Consider the following 15,609-nt stretch of genomic DNA (forward strand, 5'->3'; position numbering starts at 1 on the left):
TAAGTTATGGAATTTAAAGCGGTTTTACAACAACTCAATCGAGATAAAAAAGAATATGCTAAAGGTGTGGGTACTCCATTGTTGGTGCTTGCAGCACTTGGCATGGTTATTCTGCCGCTACCTCCTTTTTTGCTTGATATTCTATTTTCCTTCAACATTGCATTGGCACTTGTGGTGCTATTGGTGACTGTTTATACCTTGAAGCCACTTGAATTTGGTATGTTTCCGGCGGTACTACTGATCGCGACTATCATGCGATTGGCACTAAACGTAGCGAGTACTCGCGTCGTATTACTTGAAGGTCATAATGGTGGTGATGCGGCAGGTAAGGTGATCGAAGCCTTTGGTAGTGTTGTTATTGGTGGCAACTACGCTGTCGGTTTAGTTGTATTCCTTATCCTTATTATTATTAACTTTGTCGTAATTACCAAAGGTGCGGGCCGTATTTCTGAGGTGTCTGCGCGTTTCACCCTTGATGCTATGCCAGGTAAGCAAATGGCCATTGATGCGGACTTAAATGCCGGTTTTATCTCTGCAGATGACGCCCGGGCTCGCCGTGAAGAAGTGACTCGAGAAGCCGATTTTTACGGTTCAATGGACGGTGCAAGTAAATTCGTTAAAGGTGATGCTATCGCAGGTATCGTGATCCTTGCTATTAATATAATAGGTGGCCTTTTCGTTGGGATGATCCAGCATGATTTAAGCTTTGGTCACGCGATGGAAGTTTATACCATGCTGACGATTGGTGACGGTCTGGTCGCGCAAATTCCTTCTCTTTTACTCTCAATTGGTACTGCAATTGTCGTAACGCGTCAAAATGAATCGCACAACATGGGCGATCAGTTTAAAAACCAACTGGGTAATGAAAAATCGCTGGCTATTGCTTCAGGTATTTTGATCACCATGGGACTCGTTCCTGGCATGCCACATGTTGCCTTCTTAGGGTTAGGTGTATTACTTGGCTATATAGCCTATTACACAAGTCAGCAAAAGAAAAAGGCGGAAATCGAAAAGGCGGAACAAGCTGCCAAAGGACCTGCTACCAAAGGAGGCCATCAACAAGATCAAAAAGAGCTTGGTTGGGATGATGTACAACCTGTTGATGTGATTGGTTTAGAGGTAGGTTATCGCCTAATCCCTCTAGTTGACCAAGCCCAAGGCGGGGAGCTTCTCAGTCGTATTAAAGGGGTGCGTAAAAAGCTATCTCAGGAACTGGGCTTTTTAGTACCGCCGGTACATATTCGCGATAACCTAGAATTAGATCCAAATGCATACAATATTACTTTAATGGGAGTTGGCTCAGGAACCGGTGAGTTGAAGCATGGCGATGAGCTCGCAATTAACCCAGGGCAGGTGTTTGGGCCGATTAAAGGCATAGAGACTAAAGACCCTGCATTTGGCTTAGATGCAGTATGGATTAAACCAGATCAAAAAGATGAAGCGCATTCACTTGGCTATACAGTAGTAGATGCTGCAACTGTGGTGGCAACACACATTAGTCAATTATTGACGAATAATGCGTCACTATTGCTTGGTCATGAAGAAGTTCAAAATCTATTAGACATGCTTGCGAAAAGTCACCCTAGATTAGTTGAAGGCTTAGTGCCTGATATTTTACCACTCACTACCGTAGTAAAAGTACTACAAAATCTGCTTAATGAAGGCGTTGCAATTCGAGATATGCGCTCGATTGTACAAACCTTAGTTGAGTACGGACCACGTAGCCAAGACCCTGATGTATTAACGGCTGCGGTAAGAATTTCATTACGCAGATTGATTGTTCAAGATGCCGTTGGAAGCGAAGAAGAGATTCCTGTCATAACATTGGCGCCTGAGTTGGAACAGATGTTGCATCAGTCACTTCAGAACGCAGGTGATGAGGGGGCAGGTATTGAACCTGGCTTGGCTGAGAGGCTTCAAGAATCATTAAGAGAAGCACATCACAACCAAGAAATGCTAGGGGAGCCGTCCATCTTATTAACCTCAGGTATGTTAAGAAGTGTACTGTCTCGATTTGTTAAACATACAATTCCAGGTCTTCGAGTGATGTCATATCAAGAAGTGCCGGAAGAAAGACAAATTAAGATAGTGAGCTCGGTTGGACAATAGAGGATAAAGGGGCTGTAACATGAAAATTAAACGTTTCTTCGCAAAAGATATGCGTACGGCTTTAAATGAAGTAAAAGAAGAGCTTGGTGCAGATGCTGTCATTATGTCTAACAAAAAGTTAGCAGATGGTGTTGAAATCGTCGCGGCAGTTGATAATGACCGTGCTGCTGCACCTGTTAAGCAAGCTCCAGCTGCCCGTGCGACTGCCTCAAACGAGGCTCCGACCCGCTTTGTCCGTCCAGAGCCTCGCCAAGCACAGCCAGCAAAACAAGCGCAAGTTGCCGATAGCTTAGCGGCATTGCTAGAGCGTCAAGCGCCGCGTCCTCGCTCACCAGAACTTGCTTCTATGTTCTCCCAGTCGGGGATTGATACAGAGCAAATGTTAAGCAGCCAACGTAAAACACAAACTGCTGCGCCGGCGCACCAAGCGAAGCCACAGCAAGCTCGTCGCCAATCTTTTGACTTTGATGATGATGGATTTGAGCAACCACAGCAGTGGAGCGAGTCTGATGAATTAGACAACGGTTTTGGTGATGATTTACCTGAGTTAAATGCCAAGCCTGACGAAATGAGTGCAATGCGCGAAGAAATGAACGCTATTCGTCAATTACTTGAACATCAAGTATCTGGTCTAATGAAACAAGAAATGGCTCGTCGCGATCCAACCCGTGCGTGCCTTGTAGATCGTCTGGAAGGAATGGGCATAGACAAAGACGTTGCAGAGCAAATGGCATGTTTTATCCCTGATGATGTGTCTCGTAAAGAAGCTTGGGACGCGCTGTTGAATATGGTAATTAACCAAATGCACACCACCAACAATGATATTCTTCGTCAAGGTGGCGTATTTGCAATGGTTGGTCCAACAGGTGTTGGCAAAACCACAACGGTTGCAAAATTAGCGGCATTAGGCGCACAAAAATACGGTGCAGATAAAGTGGCGCTAATAACCACCGATACCTATAGAATTGGCGCTTACGAGCAACTAGCTACCTATGGTAGAATCATCGGTTGTCCGGTTAAACAAGTTAAAGATGCAAATGAACTTGCAGAAGTGCTTTATCATTTACGCAATAAGCGTCTAGTATTAATAGATACGGCGGGAATGAGTCAAAGAGATTTGCGCTTAACTGAACAGTTAAATACACTTATGCGTAGCGCGAGAGTAGATATTCGTAGCTATTTAGTGTTGAGTGCGACAGCACAGATGAATGTGTTACAAGAAACAGTAAGACACTTCAAAAAAGTAAATTTAAGTGGCTGTATTTTCACAAAACTTGATGAAAGTCTAAGTTTAGGTGAGATAATTAGCATAGCGATTCAAAATCGCTTGCCAATAGGGTATCTTACCAACGGTCAGCGAGTGCCAGAAGACATTCGCGTAGCAAATGCTCAAAAGCTAGTAAAAAAGGCTGAGCAATTGTATTTAAAAAGAATAAAAGCACAGCACTCTCGACGTGTACCTGTAGCGTCAGAGTCAGTAGGAATGTATGATTAACACAGTTTTAGATCAAGCAAGTGGCCTGCGTAGAATGAGTCAAAATAGCAACCAGGGTGTAAAAGTAATAGCCGTGACCGGTGGTAAAGGTGGGGTGGGTAAAACCAATGTCTCGCTCAATACTGCCATCGCTATGGGCCAACAAGGACAGCGAGTTCTCGTTTTAGATGCGGACTTGGGCTTGGCAAACTGTGATGTGATGTTAGGGCTCCGAGTAGAAAAGAACCTTTCACATGTGTTGTCGGGTGAATGTGAACTAGATGAGATTCTCGTAGAAGGTCCCGCTGGTATCAAAATTGTGCCAGCTACTTCGGGTTCTCAAAGCATGGTGGAGTTGACTCCCGCAGAGCATGCTGGACTTATTCGCGCATTTAGCGAGCTTAACACTCAATTTGATGTTTTAATTGTTGATACCGCAGCTGGTATCTCAGATATGGTTCTGAGCTTCTCTCGAGCTGCACAAGATGTGATGGTTGTTGTGTGTGATGAACCGACTTCTATTACGGATGCTTATGCGTTGATCAAAGTTTTAAGCAGAGAGCATGGCGTTTATCGTTTTAAAATAGTTGCCAATATGGTCCGCAGTATGCGTGAAGGGCAAGAATTATTTGCTAAACTTTCAAAAGTTACAGACCGTTTTCTTGATGTAGCATTGGAATTAGTGGCCACAGTACCATTTGACGAAAACATGCGTAAGTCCTCTCGTAGACAAAGAGCAATCGTGGATTTATTTCCGAGCTCTCCAGCAGCAGTTGCAATTAAAGGACTTGCTGCCAAGGCAGTTAAATGGCCAATTCCTCATCAACCTTCCGGTCATCTAGAATTTTTCATTGAACAACTTGTAAACGGGTGATTATGGCTTCTCCGGTCAACAGAGCTGCGGGATATCAAACTTCTGACCATATCCATAAAGTGGTCGAGAGGCATGCTCCACTTGTCAAAAAAGTGGCATGTCACCTGATCGCTCGGCTTCCGGCAAGTGTGCAGCTCGACGATCTAATTCAATCAGGTATGATTGGATTGATTGAAGCATCTAAAAATTTCGATGCTACTAAAGGCGCTAGTTTCGAGACCTTTGCGGGGATACGCATCCGAGGTGCAATGCTAGATGAAATCCGTCGCGGAGATTGGGCCCCTCGGTCCGTACATAAAAACAGCAGAATGGTAGCCGAAGCTATATCTGAGCTCGAATCTCTCCTTGGCCGCGAACCAAAAGACACTGAAATCGCTGAAAAACTTGATATATCTTTAGATGAGTACCATCATATTTTACATGATGTAAATGCAAGTAAAGTCATCGGCATTGAGGATCTAGGGGTTGATGAAGATGTGATAACCCCAGCAAACAGCGATTTTGCGCTAGACAAACCGTTTAATAACGTTAAAAATGAACGTTTTAACGAGTCTTTAGTAAATGCTATCAAAGCACTACCCGAAAGGGATGCTCTGGTGTTGTCACTTTACTATAACGACGAAATGAATTTAAAAGAGATTGGTGCCATCCTTGATGTCAGTGAATCTCGAGTAAGCCAAATTCACGGTCAGGCAATGATAAAGCTCAAAGCTAAAATCAATGACTGGATAAATTAGAGTACATAAAATAGTTGGGTTCGAACCTCACTGGAGGAAGTTTTGGATAAGAACATGAAGATTCTCGTGGTTGATGATTTCTCTACTATGAGAAGAATAATCAAAAACCTATTAAGAGATTTAGGCTTTACCAATGTTCAAGAAGCTGATGATGGTAGTACAGCACTTCCGATGCTACAAAATCAGGAGTTTGACTTTGTAGTAACTGATTGGAACATGCCGGGCATGCAAGGTATTGATCTGCTTCGTGCAATACGCGCAGATGAAAAGCTTAAGCACATTCCAGTGTTGATGGTTACCGCAGAAGCGAAAAAAGAACAAATTGTTGCAGCAGCGCAAGCTGGGGTGAACGGATATATTGTTAAACCGTTTACTGCAGGTACGCTCAAGACTAAGCTTGAAAAAGTATTTGAGCGACTAGGCTAAACAGCAAGGGGATATGGCCTATGTCTGTAAATGCTGCGCCGCAAATTACACTTGAACAAGCCAAGCAACTTGTTGAGCTACTAGAGCAAGGTGAACAAGAAAAAGCTGACCAGCTGATTTTAGAAGCTGCTAACAAAGAGCAATCGGAGTTATTTGCAGAAGTTGGAAAGCTAACTCGCCAATTACACGAGTCCTTGAAGAACTTTGAGCTGGATACTCGACTCTCAGATCTCACGACAGAGGCTATACCTGACGCCAAGCAGCGTCTTAATTATGTTATGGAAATGACAGAAAGCGCTGCTAATAAAACGATGGACGCGGTCGAAGAAAGCTTACCTCTTGCGCAGAATCTTGCGGATGAGTTAGCACAAATAAAGCCTACTTGGGATCGGTTGATGAGCAGAGATATTCAACTCGGTGAGTTTAAATCTCTGTGTCATGATCTCGACAGCTTTATGCAGACTTCAAAGACACGTACAGACGAATTACAAGGCTTAATGACTAATGTGCTGATGGCGCAAGACTATCAGGATTTGACTGGGCAGGTCATCCGTCGAGTCATTGAGCTTGTGAGAGAAGTAGAAGATAGTCTCATTCACCTTCTAACTGTGTTTGGTACTTCGGATGAAGCGCCTGCAGTTGCAGAAAATGCGAATGAAAACGAAATAAAAACAACTGAGACTATCAGTGATGAATTGTCTGGACCTGAAGGTCCAATTATTGACGCTGAATCGCGAGATGACGTGGTTTCTGGTCAAGACGAAGTCGATGACTTGCTATCTAGTTTAGGCTTCTAGTTGGAGAGTGTGTATGAGCTTTGAAGTCGATGAAGATATCTTGCAGGACTTTCTTGTTGAAGCAGGCGAAATATTAGAACTGTTATCTGAACAGCTTGTTGAACTAGAAAATAATCCCGAAGATAAAGAACTTCTCAATGCGATTTTCCGTGGCTTCCATACTGTTAAAGGTGGAGCAGGCTTCCTCGGTATGACCGAACTGGTTGATGCCTGTCACGGTGCAGAGAACGTGTTTGATGTACTAAGACAAGGGCAGCGAAAAGTAACGTCAGAATTAATGGATGTTATTTTGCAATCTTTGGATACGATCAACGAAATGTTCGCTTGTATTCAAAACCGAGAGGAACCCGAAGCTGCCGATCCTGTGTTGCTTGAAACCCTCCATAAACTCAGCCAACCAGCATCTGAAGACGAAGTCAGTGAAGTGATTGAGGAACCTGTTTCAGAGCCAGAGTCTGTTGTACCAGATTTAAGTGCGGATGATATTCTATTCGATGCGGACGCAGATTCAGGCGATGATAGCGGCTCTAGCATTGATGAGATAACAGAAGAAGAATTTGAAAATCTATTAGATGAGTTACACGGCTCTGGTAATGCGCCTGCTGTCGCACCGGCGGCTAAACCTGAAACGGTGTCAACTGCAGATGACGGCGATATCACCGATGACGAGTTCGATAATCTCTTAGATGAACTCCATGGGGTTGGGAAATTTGGTGGAGCACCAAATGCAGAAGATGCGGCTACTTCTCAAGCCAGTGAGCCTGCGGCTAAAGCAACGTCATCAGGCGCTGCGAGTGTGCCCTCTGGAGATGAAGAAATTACCGATGATGAGTTTGAGGCTTTGCTTGACGAACTTCATGGTAAAGGCAGTGCTCCTAAAGCGGTAGATGAATCGCCGACAGATATCTCAGAAGCTGAGCCAGCTCAACCTGAGCCTGCTAAAGCTGCGCCACCTCCGAAACCTGCTCCAAAGCCTGCGCCTAAAGTTGAAGCTAAACCTGCGACTCCAGCCCCGCAAAAAGAGCCAGAGCCTGCAAAAGCTTCTGCGCCAGCAGCTGCAAAGAAACCTGCTGCGCAAGCTGAGACTACAGTGCGAGTTGATACCAAACGTCTTGATGAAATCATGAATATGGTTGGCGAATTAGTATTGGTGCGTAACCGCTTGGTTAGTTTAGCGAATAACACCAACAGCGAAAGCATGGGTAAAGCTATTTCGAACCTTGATGTAGTGACCGCAGACTTGCAGGGCGCTGTGATGAAAACGCGGATGCAGCCGATCAAAAAGGTATTTGGTCGTTTCCCTCGAGTGGTGAGGGACCTTGCGCGTAGCTTGAAAAAAGAAATCAACCTGGTTTTACAAGGTGAAGAGACAGACTTAGATAAAAACCTTGTTGAGGCGCTCGCAGATCCATTGGTTCACTTAGTGAGAAACTCAGTGGATCACGGTATTGAAATGCCTGATGTGCGCGAAGCATCGGGTAAGCCAAGAATGGGGACTGTCACGTTGTCAGCATCTCAAGAGGGGGATCATATTCTTCTCACCATCCGAGATGATGGCGCCGGTATGGATCCTGAAAAACTCAAGAAAATTGCTATAAATAAAGGCGTTATTGACTCCGATCAAGCAAGCCGATTGTCTGATACTGAAGCCTATAACTTGATCTTTGCACCTGGATTTTCAACAAAAGAACAAATTTCAGATATTTCTGGTCGCGGTGTAGGGATGGACGTTGTTAAAACGAAAATCACTCAATTGAATGGCTCGGTAAACATCCAATCAGAATTGGGTGTTGGTACCGTATTAGAGATAAAAGTGCCGCTTACATTGGCTATTTTGCCTACCTTGATGGTGGTAGTCGGAGAACAAACGTTTGCGTTACCACTTGCCGGTGTGAACGAGATCTTCCATTTAGATTTGACTAAAACGAATGTAGTTGATGGTCAATTGACTATTATAGTGAGAGAAAAGGCGATCCCGTTATTTTATCTTGAGCATTGGTTGGTAAAAGGTGCTAATAGGGGCATGAGAAAGGCTGAAGGCCATGTTGTTATTGCTCAAATCGGTACCAAGCAAGTCGGTTTTGTGGTTGATTCTCTGATAGGCCAAGAGGAAGTCGTAATCAAACCATTAGATGCTTTGTTACAAGGTACACCAGGTATGGCCGGTGCGACCATCACATCTGATGGTGGTATTGCGCTAATCCTTGATGTCCCCAACTTATTAAAACACTACGCCTAATTTTATTAGGCGTAGTTCGAATTCTAGAGCAGCATGTGCTGCTCTGCTGTAGAGCAAATTAAAGAGCGTTGCCAATGGCAGTTAAAGTGTTAGTCGTAGACGACTCCAGTTTTTTTCGTCGTCGAGTCAGTGAAATTTTAGAAAAAGACAGTGAAATCAAAGTTATAGATTTTGCAGTTAATGGAAAGGAGGCGGTTGAAAAGGCCGCTTCATTGCGTCCAGACGTAATTACGATGGACGTGGAAATGCCTGTGCTTGATGGGATCAGTGCGGTGAAGCAGATCATGCAGGCCACACCGACCCCCATCTTAATGTTTTCTTCGCTAACTCGTGAAGGCGCTAGTGCTACGTTAGATGCACTGGATGCGGGCGCAGTTGATTTCTTACCGAAAAAGTTTGAAGACATCGCTCGTAATAGCGAAGACGCAATTAAATCGTTACAAAACAAGGTAAAGGAAATTGGCCGCCGCCGAGTTAGCCGCTTTACTCGCCCTAGTATCGCGACTCCGCCAAAGCGCGTCGAGTCTAGAGCAACTCGCGCTGACACTGGAAGAGCAACGATCCCTCAACCGGATAGAAGTTTTCAGAGACCGGTATCTGGTGGCACATCCAGTGCTGCGGGTGCTAGAGCATCAGGTAAGAAATATGGACTGGTTGCAATTGGTACATCAACAGGTGGACCCGTTGCACTGCAGACAATATTGACGCAGTTGCCAGCAAACTTTCCTCATCCAATTTTACTTATCCAGCATATGCCAGCCGCATTTACACCTGCGTTTGCAGCAAGATTAAATAGTTTATGCCAGATTAAGGTTAAAGAAGCAGAACAGGGTGATAGATTAATGCCAGGCATGGCCTATCTAGCGCCTGGCGGCAAGCAAATGCTGGTTGAAAATCGCGGTGGTAGTAAGACACTAAAAGTGTTTGAAGATGATAGTCCAAGGATCACCTATAAACCCAGCGTTGATGTGACATTTGCAAGTGTTGCAAAAGCCTATGGTGGCGACACGTTAGCGATTGTATTAACGGGGATGGGCGCTGATGGTCGAGATGGAGCTCGTATGCTAAAACAGGTTGGTGCCACCATTTGGGCGCAAGATGAAGCGACTTGTGTCGTTTATGGGATGCCTCAAGCAGTCGCTGGCGCTGGACTTTCGTCTGATAGTATCGCGCTACAAGACTTTGCTGCAAGAATTAATAAAGAAGCTGGTAACTAATAGGCTAAGCCACGATTTGGTTATTTTGCTTGAAGCTTGTAAATATCAAACGTCTAAAAAGAATGAATAACATTGAGTTGGTATAGTATCTATTGAACGCAATCAATAGTGATAAGCAAAGGAATATAGAGTGAAAATTTGGACAGTAGCAAATCAAAAAGGTGGCGTGGGTAAAACCACGACAACGGTGAGCTTAGGAGGCATTCTTGCTGAACAAGGTCATCGGGTTTTGCTTATTGATACCGATCCACATGCTTCACTTACATATTACTTTGGTATTGATTCTGAAGAGTTGGAAGTCAGTGTGTATGATATTTTTGCACGCGGCAGCAGCATGACGAGCGAAGAAATTTTACAGTCTCTTTGCCCTTCGACTATTGAAAATTTGGATATTCTGCCTGCTACTATGGCCATTGCTACGCTTGATCGTAGCATGGGTAATAAAACGGGCATGGGACTTATCTTAAAGAAATCGCTCGAAAAGATAGCGGATCAATATGACTATGCTATTTTAGACTGTCCACCAGTGCTCGGGGTATTGATGGTAAATGCATTAGCAGCGAGTGAGCGAATTTTGGTACCGGTTCAAACTGAATTTTTGGCGTTGAAGGGACTAGATAGAATGATGCGCACGATGGAGCTAATGCAGTCTTCACAGCAGAAACAGTACCAATATACTATTATTCCAACTATGTATGATAAACGGACTAAAGCGTCGTTGGAGGCGTATAAAACGTTGCTGGAAACATACAAAGATGCCGTTTGGCCAGGCGTGGTTCCTGTAGATACCAAGTTTAGGGATGCAAGCCTTGCACAACAAGTCCCTGTACAATTTTGTCCTAAATCACGAGGCGTGTTCGCTTATCGTGCACTATTGGACTATTTGAAGCAGTTAAGCTAGAGAGCATAATGAGTAAGCATTTATTTGCAAATGAGAAGGTGATGAAGCAGTATCTTGGTGCCCTGTTGCAAGAGGAGCCAGAGATTGAACAATGCGAATTATCACCAGTTGCAAAGCTACTTGAACAAGTAAAAGAACCTAAATCAGAACTTGAGGAAATAGAATCCTCAGTCGTAGTTGCAACAGAACCTCTGGAGTCAGTGAGTGAAGTTATTCAAGAACAGCCGAGTAAATTGGCTCATGATCTTGAAGTCACTGAAAATACATCTATTATCAAAGAACAGGCAACGATAGAGTCTGTTTCTGCAAGGGAAGCCTATCAAGAAGGTGAATTTCAGGCATTGTTTTTTGAAGTGGCAGGCTTAACACTGGCGGTTCCGCTGAAATCACTTGGGGGAATACACCAACTGGGCGAAGTCAATCAACTCTTTGGTAAACCTAAATGGTTTAAGGGTGTGATGCTAAATCGTGAAGAAAAACTCAATGTTGTTGATACTGCACGATGGGTGATGCCTGAAAAGTTAACGCCAGAATTAGAAGATACGCTGGATTACCAGTATTTGATTACACTTGGGGATAGTAACTGGGGACTGTTAGCAGAAAAACTAGTCAACAACTTAACCCTCAAGCCTGAAGACATAAAGTGGCGCACAGCAGATGGTAAACGGCCTTGGTTGGCTGGAGTGATTAAAGAGAAAATGTGCGCGCTGATTGATGTAGAGAATTTAAACCGTTTGCTAGAACAAGGCCTCGATAGTCGAGAGCAGTAACTAGTATATTGATGGAGTGAAACCATGAGCCAAGATAGACTACTTTCTGCAGACAAAAATGCTGATAGTAATGATGAAGTATTGCAATGGGTTACTTACAAGCTTGAAGAGGAAACTTACGGTATCAATGTAATGCAAGTACAAGAAGTGCTGCGTTACACCGAAATTGCACCAGTCCCAGGTGCACCAAGCTACGTACTCGGGATCATTAATCTGCGTGGTAACGTTGTAACGGTTATAGACACGCGAGCTAGGTTTGGTCTACAAAGTGCTGAAGTAACGGATAATTCAAGAATTGTGATTATCGAAGCCGAAAAGCAAGTTATTGGTATCTTAGTAGATAGCGTTGCTGAGGTGGTTTACTTACGTAGCTCGGAAATTGACAGCGCGCCAAACATAGGTACCGAAGAGAGCGCTAAGTTTATCCAAGGCGTATCAAATCGAGAAGGCGAGCTGTTGATCTTAGTCGATCTTAATAAGCTATTAAACGATGATGAATGGGATGAGCTGAGTCATATCTAGATGTCTGAAGTAGTAAACGCACAAACCGTTTTACTCGTTATATCAATAACCTCAAGCATACTTGCGTTAGTATGCTTGAGGTTTGTTTTTGTGCTGAGTAAAAAACTACAGAATGCGCAGGGGCAAACAGCGCAACTTTCGAGCTCACTGCAGGGGTCTGAGCAACAAATAGCAATATTACGCAGCGAAGTTGCGGAGTTACGTGCCAGTATCATGAGTATTGGTAAGCGGGTGGTCGCAACCGAGCAAGAGTTAAATGACGTTGCGAATCAGCAAGCAGCACAGAAATATGATGACCCTGACGCTAAAATGTATTCTCGCGCCGTGAAAATGGTGGAGCTTGGTGCTGATATTGAAGAGGTGATGCACGAGTGTGAGTTGCCAAGAGCTGAGGCAGAGCTGCTCATGTCTTTACATAACAAATCAAAATGATTGTCTAGGGCCTGTTGACCTTTCAAGTTTGTTTTTGCAGCAGTTTGATTGGTATTTATACAAGGCAGAGCCTGCGTAGCATAGTTATTCTATGTAAGTTAGGCGATAACACAGAAGAAATTCCAATCAAGCGCTGCCCTTTGGGTTCCCCTGAGTGCGCTTTGTTCTTTGTTGCTCAACTTTTGCCTAGATTACTAGGCGGCAAGTCGAGCGTCGCGATCAAAACACACTCAGGAGAACAAAAATCAAACAGCAAAGGTCAACAGGCCCTAGCAAGTAGGAAATTTTGGCTATGCCTTAATATCTAGCTTGCCACGAAAACCTTCCCAACCAGGTGGAAACTTACCACGCATAATGTAAGAAAAAGCGATGAGTTCAGCAATCACATAGTAGAGTTCCCTTGGGATCTCTTGGTGTAACTCAAGTGCACTGAGTGTTTGTGCTAATGATTCATCCTCATGGATCATGATGTTTTTCTCTTTTGCCAGCGCAATAATTTCCTCTGCTAGTTCGCCATATCCTTTAAAGGTGACCTGAGGTGCGCTACCAGCTTCATATAACAGCCCGATTGCAGATTTTTGTGTCATTTCTTTACACCTTAATGTTGATAATTGCGTGTTCATTAAAGAACTTATCTTGAAAACTGGCTTCTTCCCTAAGGCCTATCTCTGCGACTTGTAGCCCATGAGATGCTAACTTATGTCTGAGCGTTGCCAAATGTGGCTCTGCGAGCTGCTTGACCTGATTGGAGGTGGCTACTAATGCACATTCCAGGGCTTTATCCATCAGCTCGGCTTGGGCATGGATCTGACCTTTTTCTGCAAAATCAAAACAAAGACGAATAAACCACACAGACTTCTCCGGCATACCAGGTTTCGGCGACTTTTTATATTCACCTATTTGTAATTGTGTTTGCTGTTGCTCTTGTCCTACTTTGGTGGGAAAGAGTAGGTTAATAATTAACTGTGCTTCGCTGTCTTGTTTCGCAGAGTTGGTGGTTGTAGTTTGTGATTGTTGCGGTTGTAGTTGGTTATGCAATTGTCCTAATTCGTTTAACAGCTCTTTTGCTTGTGGTTGTTGTAGCGCTTCAGTTGTTTGCTTGGGTGAGGTCAACTTCAGTTGTGGTAGCAGCGCATCCAGTAAAGCTTGTATTTTTTGCGTTGCTTGCTCATTGCTCTGAGTTTGGTTTGCCACCTGACTACCTAATAGCGACACAATTAAACGGTCCAACATTTGTGTAAAGCTCGATTGAGCTAAACTTGTTGGCGTGTTAGCAAAGGTTGCCATGCCCAGTTGGCTTTCTAACTGGTTTTTAACGGTGAGCGCGTTGACTGAACGGTCATCAAGCAAGCGCGAAAATGCTTGATTGACTAATTTCTGCAATTCAGGCGTTTGTTTGAATGTATCTGCTTTGACGAGCTTTTCGATGGTTGCAGAAGCTTGGCGTAACATGTTTGGTGTGTTTTCTTTTTGTTCGGCCTTAGTCATGGGCAGAGTAAGCAGAGCTTCAATTACCCCTTTAGTTTGATTGCTGGTAGGCTGCGGTACTTGAGAAGGCGTAGCGGTTACTTTTGTGCCTTGTGAATGTGTTGTAGATTGCAACTGGAACGTTTTAGCAGAATCTACAGGCGCAGAACTCGCTTTACGATAAAGCGGCCGCTCTAAGACTTGTGTCAGCTGTTCAACTTGCTTATTGCTAAGCGACAGTTTACCCGTGAGAGTGTCCAATAATAAGGACAGGGCTTTTTGTTTCACCTCAAAATCAACCGGTGGCGCTTGATATTTTGGTGTTTCTGCGAGCTGGTGTTGTAAGTAACGAGCAATAGAGCTGGCTAACTTTTCGCTTTGCAAGGGGAAGTGACTTTTTTGCAACGGTAATGGTTGCTTTGCCATCAGCTCTGTAAGATTAAGTTTTATTTGGTTTGTGAGCTGTTGTAGTGGTGTGCTTGGTTTATTCTTATTGTGAGCACTTACTTTCTCACTTTGCATATACAGCACTGAGGTCGAACGACTCAAAACATGACTTTGGCCGTTCTTGACTGGGGAGTTCGCGGGCTGATCAACCTGATTTGTGAGTGGCTTCCCAAAAGGTCTTCCGATCAGTACTTGCAACGCTTTTACTACTGTTGACTTAATTTGTTGCAGATTGACTTCAAGTAACGGTTTGTCATACGCCAGCGTATGTACTGATGCTAAGCGTGACTCAAGCGGTAAGGGGGTTTCCTTATTCACTGCAGTGACTTGTTGCAGCAAAGCGCTAAGCGGCTTTATGGTCTCTACTTTTACTTGTTGTGTCGATTTTGTGATATCAATTCCATTGAAAGCCGTTTTTACTTCGCCTTTTTGCCATGTGGTTGCTGCAGGCCAGTTACTGCTTATTGGCGATAAGGTTATTGAACGGTCATGAATGTTAAGTGTTACTCCACTTGGCTGAGGCTTCACCTCAACACTGCTAAGTTGACTAGAGATAAGTTTTGCAATCATTGACTTAGGTAAAGCCGTACTAAACAGCAAGTCTTTAAATTGATTGACGACCTGCAAGGAAACATTACTTTGTTGGGCACTAAGATGCGCAATAAGTTTGTTTTCACTTGCGAGCAATTGTGCCACGGCTTGCGGAAGCGGTATTTTTAAATCAAGCACCTTGATGTGCAATGTGGCGTCTGGCAACGTGGTTGCTGAAGACTGTACTACTGGGCTTGGCGTGTGCGTCTTTAGCGTCGTTAAAATATCAAAAAGCTGTTTTGTCAGCGTTACTTGCGCTTGTAATTTGGGCGTTTGAAAGGTGACCACCTTGCCAGTTTCATCAATACTAACCTGTGCTTCTGGAAGCTGATTGGGCTGGGTTGGAGGCTTAAGCGCTAGTTGGATAGTTTGCCAGCGGCCATCAATTGCCACATCCATTTTTAGTTTATCGTTACTAATTTGGATATTCTTCGCTGCAAACGGTTGGTTTTTGGCTAAGTCTAATCTCGATACTTCGCTATTATCTGTGCTTATCACAGATGCTGTCGTCGTATTTGTTGTAATTGGCAGCTTATTCATTATTTTAAATCAAATTTTCGCTAATCGGTCGCATCGGATTATTCGTATTACCATACCATTATGTTA

General features: G+C 43.9%; 14 protein-coding genes. 12 read left to right on the forward strand and 2 right to left on the reverse strand.

What is annotated here, in order from left to right; all coding sequences use genetic code 11:
* Positions 1–6 precede the first annotated feature (6 nt).
* The 12 genes from flhA to PNC201_RS06065 all read left to right on the forward strand — a co-directional run bounded on the left by flhA (position 7) and on the right by PNC201_RS06065 (position 12,498).
* The gene (flhA, locus tag PNC201_RS06010) at positions 7–2,109 is read left to right on the forward strand and encodes a flagellar biosynthesis protein FlhA (RefSeq protein WP_102056489.1); all 2,103 of its coding nucleotides are present in this window, start codon (positions 7–9) and stop codon (positions 2,107–2,109) included.
* 19 nt (positions 2,110–2,128) lie between these two features.
* Entirely contained in the window at positions 2,129–3,604 is a 1,476-nt protein-coding gene (flhF, locus tag PNC201_RS06015; RefSeq protein WP_102056490.1) for a flagellar biosynthesis protein FlhF, read from the forward strand.
* Positions 3,597–4,457 (forward strand): MinD/ParA family protein, encoded by an 861-nt coding sequence (locus PNC201_RS06020; RefSeq protein WP_010606369.1) that lies wholly within the window; start codon positions 3,597–3,599, stop codon positions 4,455–4,457. Before flhF ends, PNC201_RS06020 begins: the two co-directional genes overlap by 8 nt.
* Before the next feature lie 2 nt (positions 4,458–4,459).
* Positions 4,460–5,194, forward strand: a complete 735-nt coding sequence (locus tag PNC201_RS06025) for an RNA polymerase sigma factor FliA (RefSeq protein ID WP_010369105.1) — start codon at positions 4,460–4,462, stop codon at positions 5,192–5,194.
* Positions 5,195–5,236: 42 nt separating this feature from the next.
* Entirely contained in the window at positions 5,237–5,620 is a 384-nt protein-coding gene (gene cheY, locus PNC201_RS06030) for a chemotaxis response regulator CheY (RefSeq protein WP_010369104.1), read from the forward strand.
* Positions 5,621–5,640: 20 nt separating this feature from the next.
* Positions 5,641–6,417 carry a protein phosphatase CheZ gene (locus tag PNC201_RS06035; RefSeq protein ID WP_010606370.1) on the forward strand — a complete coding sequence of 259 codons (777 nt, stop codon included), beginning with the start codon at positions 5,641–5,643 and terminating at the stop codon, positions 6,415–6,417.
* 13 nt (positions 6,418–6,430) lie between these two features.
* The gene (locus tag PNC201_RS06040) at positions 6,431–8,656 is read left to right on the forward strand and encodes a chemotaxis protein CheA (protein ID WP_010606371.1); all 2,226 of its coding nucleotides are present in this window, start codon (positions 6,431–6,433) and stop codon (positions 8,654–8,656) included.
* Between the two features lie 74 nt (positions 8,657–8,730).
* Entirely contained in the window at positions 8,731–9,873 is a 1,143-nt protein-coding gene (locus PNC201_RS06045; RefSeq protein WP_010606372.1) for a protein-glutamate methylesterase/protein-glutamine glutaminase, read from the forward strand.
* Between the two features lie 130 nt (positions 9,874–10,003).
* The gene (locus tag PNC201_RS06050) at positions 10,004–10,774 is read left to right on the forward strand and encodes a ParA family protein (RefSeq protein WP_010606373.1); all 771 of its coding nucleotides are present in this window, start codon (positions 10,004–10,006) and stop codon (positions 10,772–10,774) included.
* Between the two features lie 8 nt (positions 10,775–10,782).
* Positions 10,783–11,544, forward strand: a complete 762-nt coding sequence (locus PNC201_RS06055; RefSeq protein WP_102056491.1) for a chemotaxis protein CheW — start codon at positions 10,783–10,785, stop codon at positions 11,542–11,544.
* A gap of 24 nt (positions 11,545–11,568) precedes the next feature.
* Entirely contained in the window at positions 11,569–12,066 is a 498-nt protein-coding gene (locus PNC201_RS06060; RefSeq protein ID WP_102056492.1) for a chemotaxis protein CheW, read from the forward strand.
* Complete coding sequence (locus PNC201_RS06065) at positions 12,067–12,498, forward strand: DUF2802 domain-containing protein (RefSeq protein WP_102056493.1); 432 nt, start codon at positions 12,067–12,069, stop codon at positions 12,496–12,498.
* 290 nt (positions 12,499–12,788) lie between these two features.
* Here PNC201_RS06065 and PNC201_RS06075 read toward each other — a convergent pair whose 3' ends face one another.
* Together PNC201_RS06075 and fliK are read right to left on the reverse strand one after the other, a co-directional pair.
* Positions 12,789–13,085: an EscU/YscU/HrcU family type III secretion system export apparatus switch protein gene (locus tag PNC201_RS06075; RefSeq protein ID WP_010369096.1), complete on the reverse strand. Its 297-nt coding sequence runs from the start codon at positions 13,083–13,085 to the stop codon at positions 12,789–12,791.
* 4 nt (positions 13,086–13,089) lie between these two features.
* Positions 13,090–15,543: a flagellar hook-length control protein FliK gene (gene fliK / locus PNC201_RS06080; RefSeq protein WP_102056494.1), complete on the reverse strand. Its 2,454-nt coding sequence runs from the start codon at positions 15,541–15,543 to the stop codon at positions 13,090–13,092.
* Positions 15,544–15,609 lie beyond the last annotated feature (66 nt).

Source organism: Pseudoalteromonas sp. NC201 (assembly GCF_002850255.1).
Taxonomy (GTDB): domain Bacteria; phylum Pseudomonadota; class Gammaproteobacteria; order Enterobacterales; family Alteromonadaceae; genus Pseudoalteromonas.

Excerpts from the sequence above, each read along its gene's own strand:
- flhA (WP_102056489.1), top strand. The coding sequence starts at position 7 with ATGGAATTTAAAGCGGTTTTACAACAACTCAATCGAGATAAAAAAGAA.
- flhF (WP_102056490.1), top strand. The coding sequence starts at position 2,129 with ATGAAAATTAAACGTTTCTTCGCAAAAGATATGCGTACGGCTTTAAAT.
- PNC201_RS06020 (WP_010606369.1), top strand. The coding sequence starts at position 3,597 with ATGATTAACACAGTTTTAGATCAAGCAAGTGGCCTGCGTAGAATGAGT.
- PNC201_RS06025 (WP_010369105.1), top strand. The coding sequence starts at position 4,460 with ATGGCTTCTCCGGTCAACAGAGCTGCGGGATATCAAACTTCTGACCAT.
- PNC201_RS06035 (WP_010606370.1), top strand. The coding sequence starts at position 5,641 with ATGTCTGTAAATGCTGCGCCGCAAATTACACTTGAACAAGCCAAGCAA.
- PNC201_RS06040 (WP_010606371.1), top strand. The coding sequence starts at position 6,431 with ATGAGCTTTGAAGTCGATGAAGATATCTTGCAGGACTTTCTTGTTGAA.
- PNC201_RS06045 (WP_010606372.1), top strand. The coding sequence starts at position 8,731 with ATGGCAGTTAAAGTGTTAGTCGTAGACGACTCCAGTTTTTTTCGTCGT.
- PNC201_RS06055 (WP_102056491.1), top strand. The coding sequence starts at position 10,783 with ATGAGTAAGCATTTATTTGCAAATGAGAAGGTGATGAAGCAGTATCTT.
- PNC201_RS06060 (WP_102056492.1), top strand. The coding sequence starts at position 11,569 with ATGAGCCAAGATAGACTACTTTCTGCAGACAAAAATGCTGATAGTAAT.
- PNC201_RS06065 (WP_102056493.1), top strand. The coding sequence starts at position 12,067 with ATGTCTGAAGTAGTAAACGCACAAACCGTTTTACTCGTTATATCAATA.
- PNC201_RS06075 (WP_010369096.1), bottom strand. The coding sequence starts at position 13,085 with ATGACACAAAAATCTGCAATCGGGCTGTTATATGAAGCTGGTAGCGCA.
- fliK (WP_102056494.1), bottom strand. The coding sequence starts at position 15,543 with ATGAATAAGCTGCCAATTACAACAAATACGACGACAGCATCTGTGATA.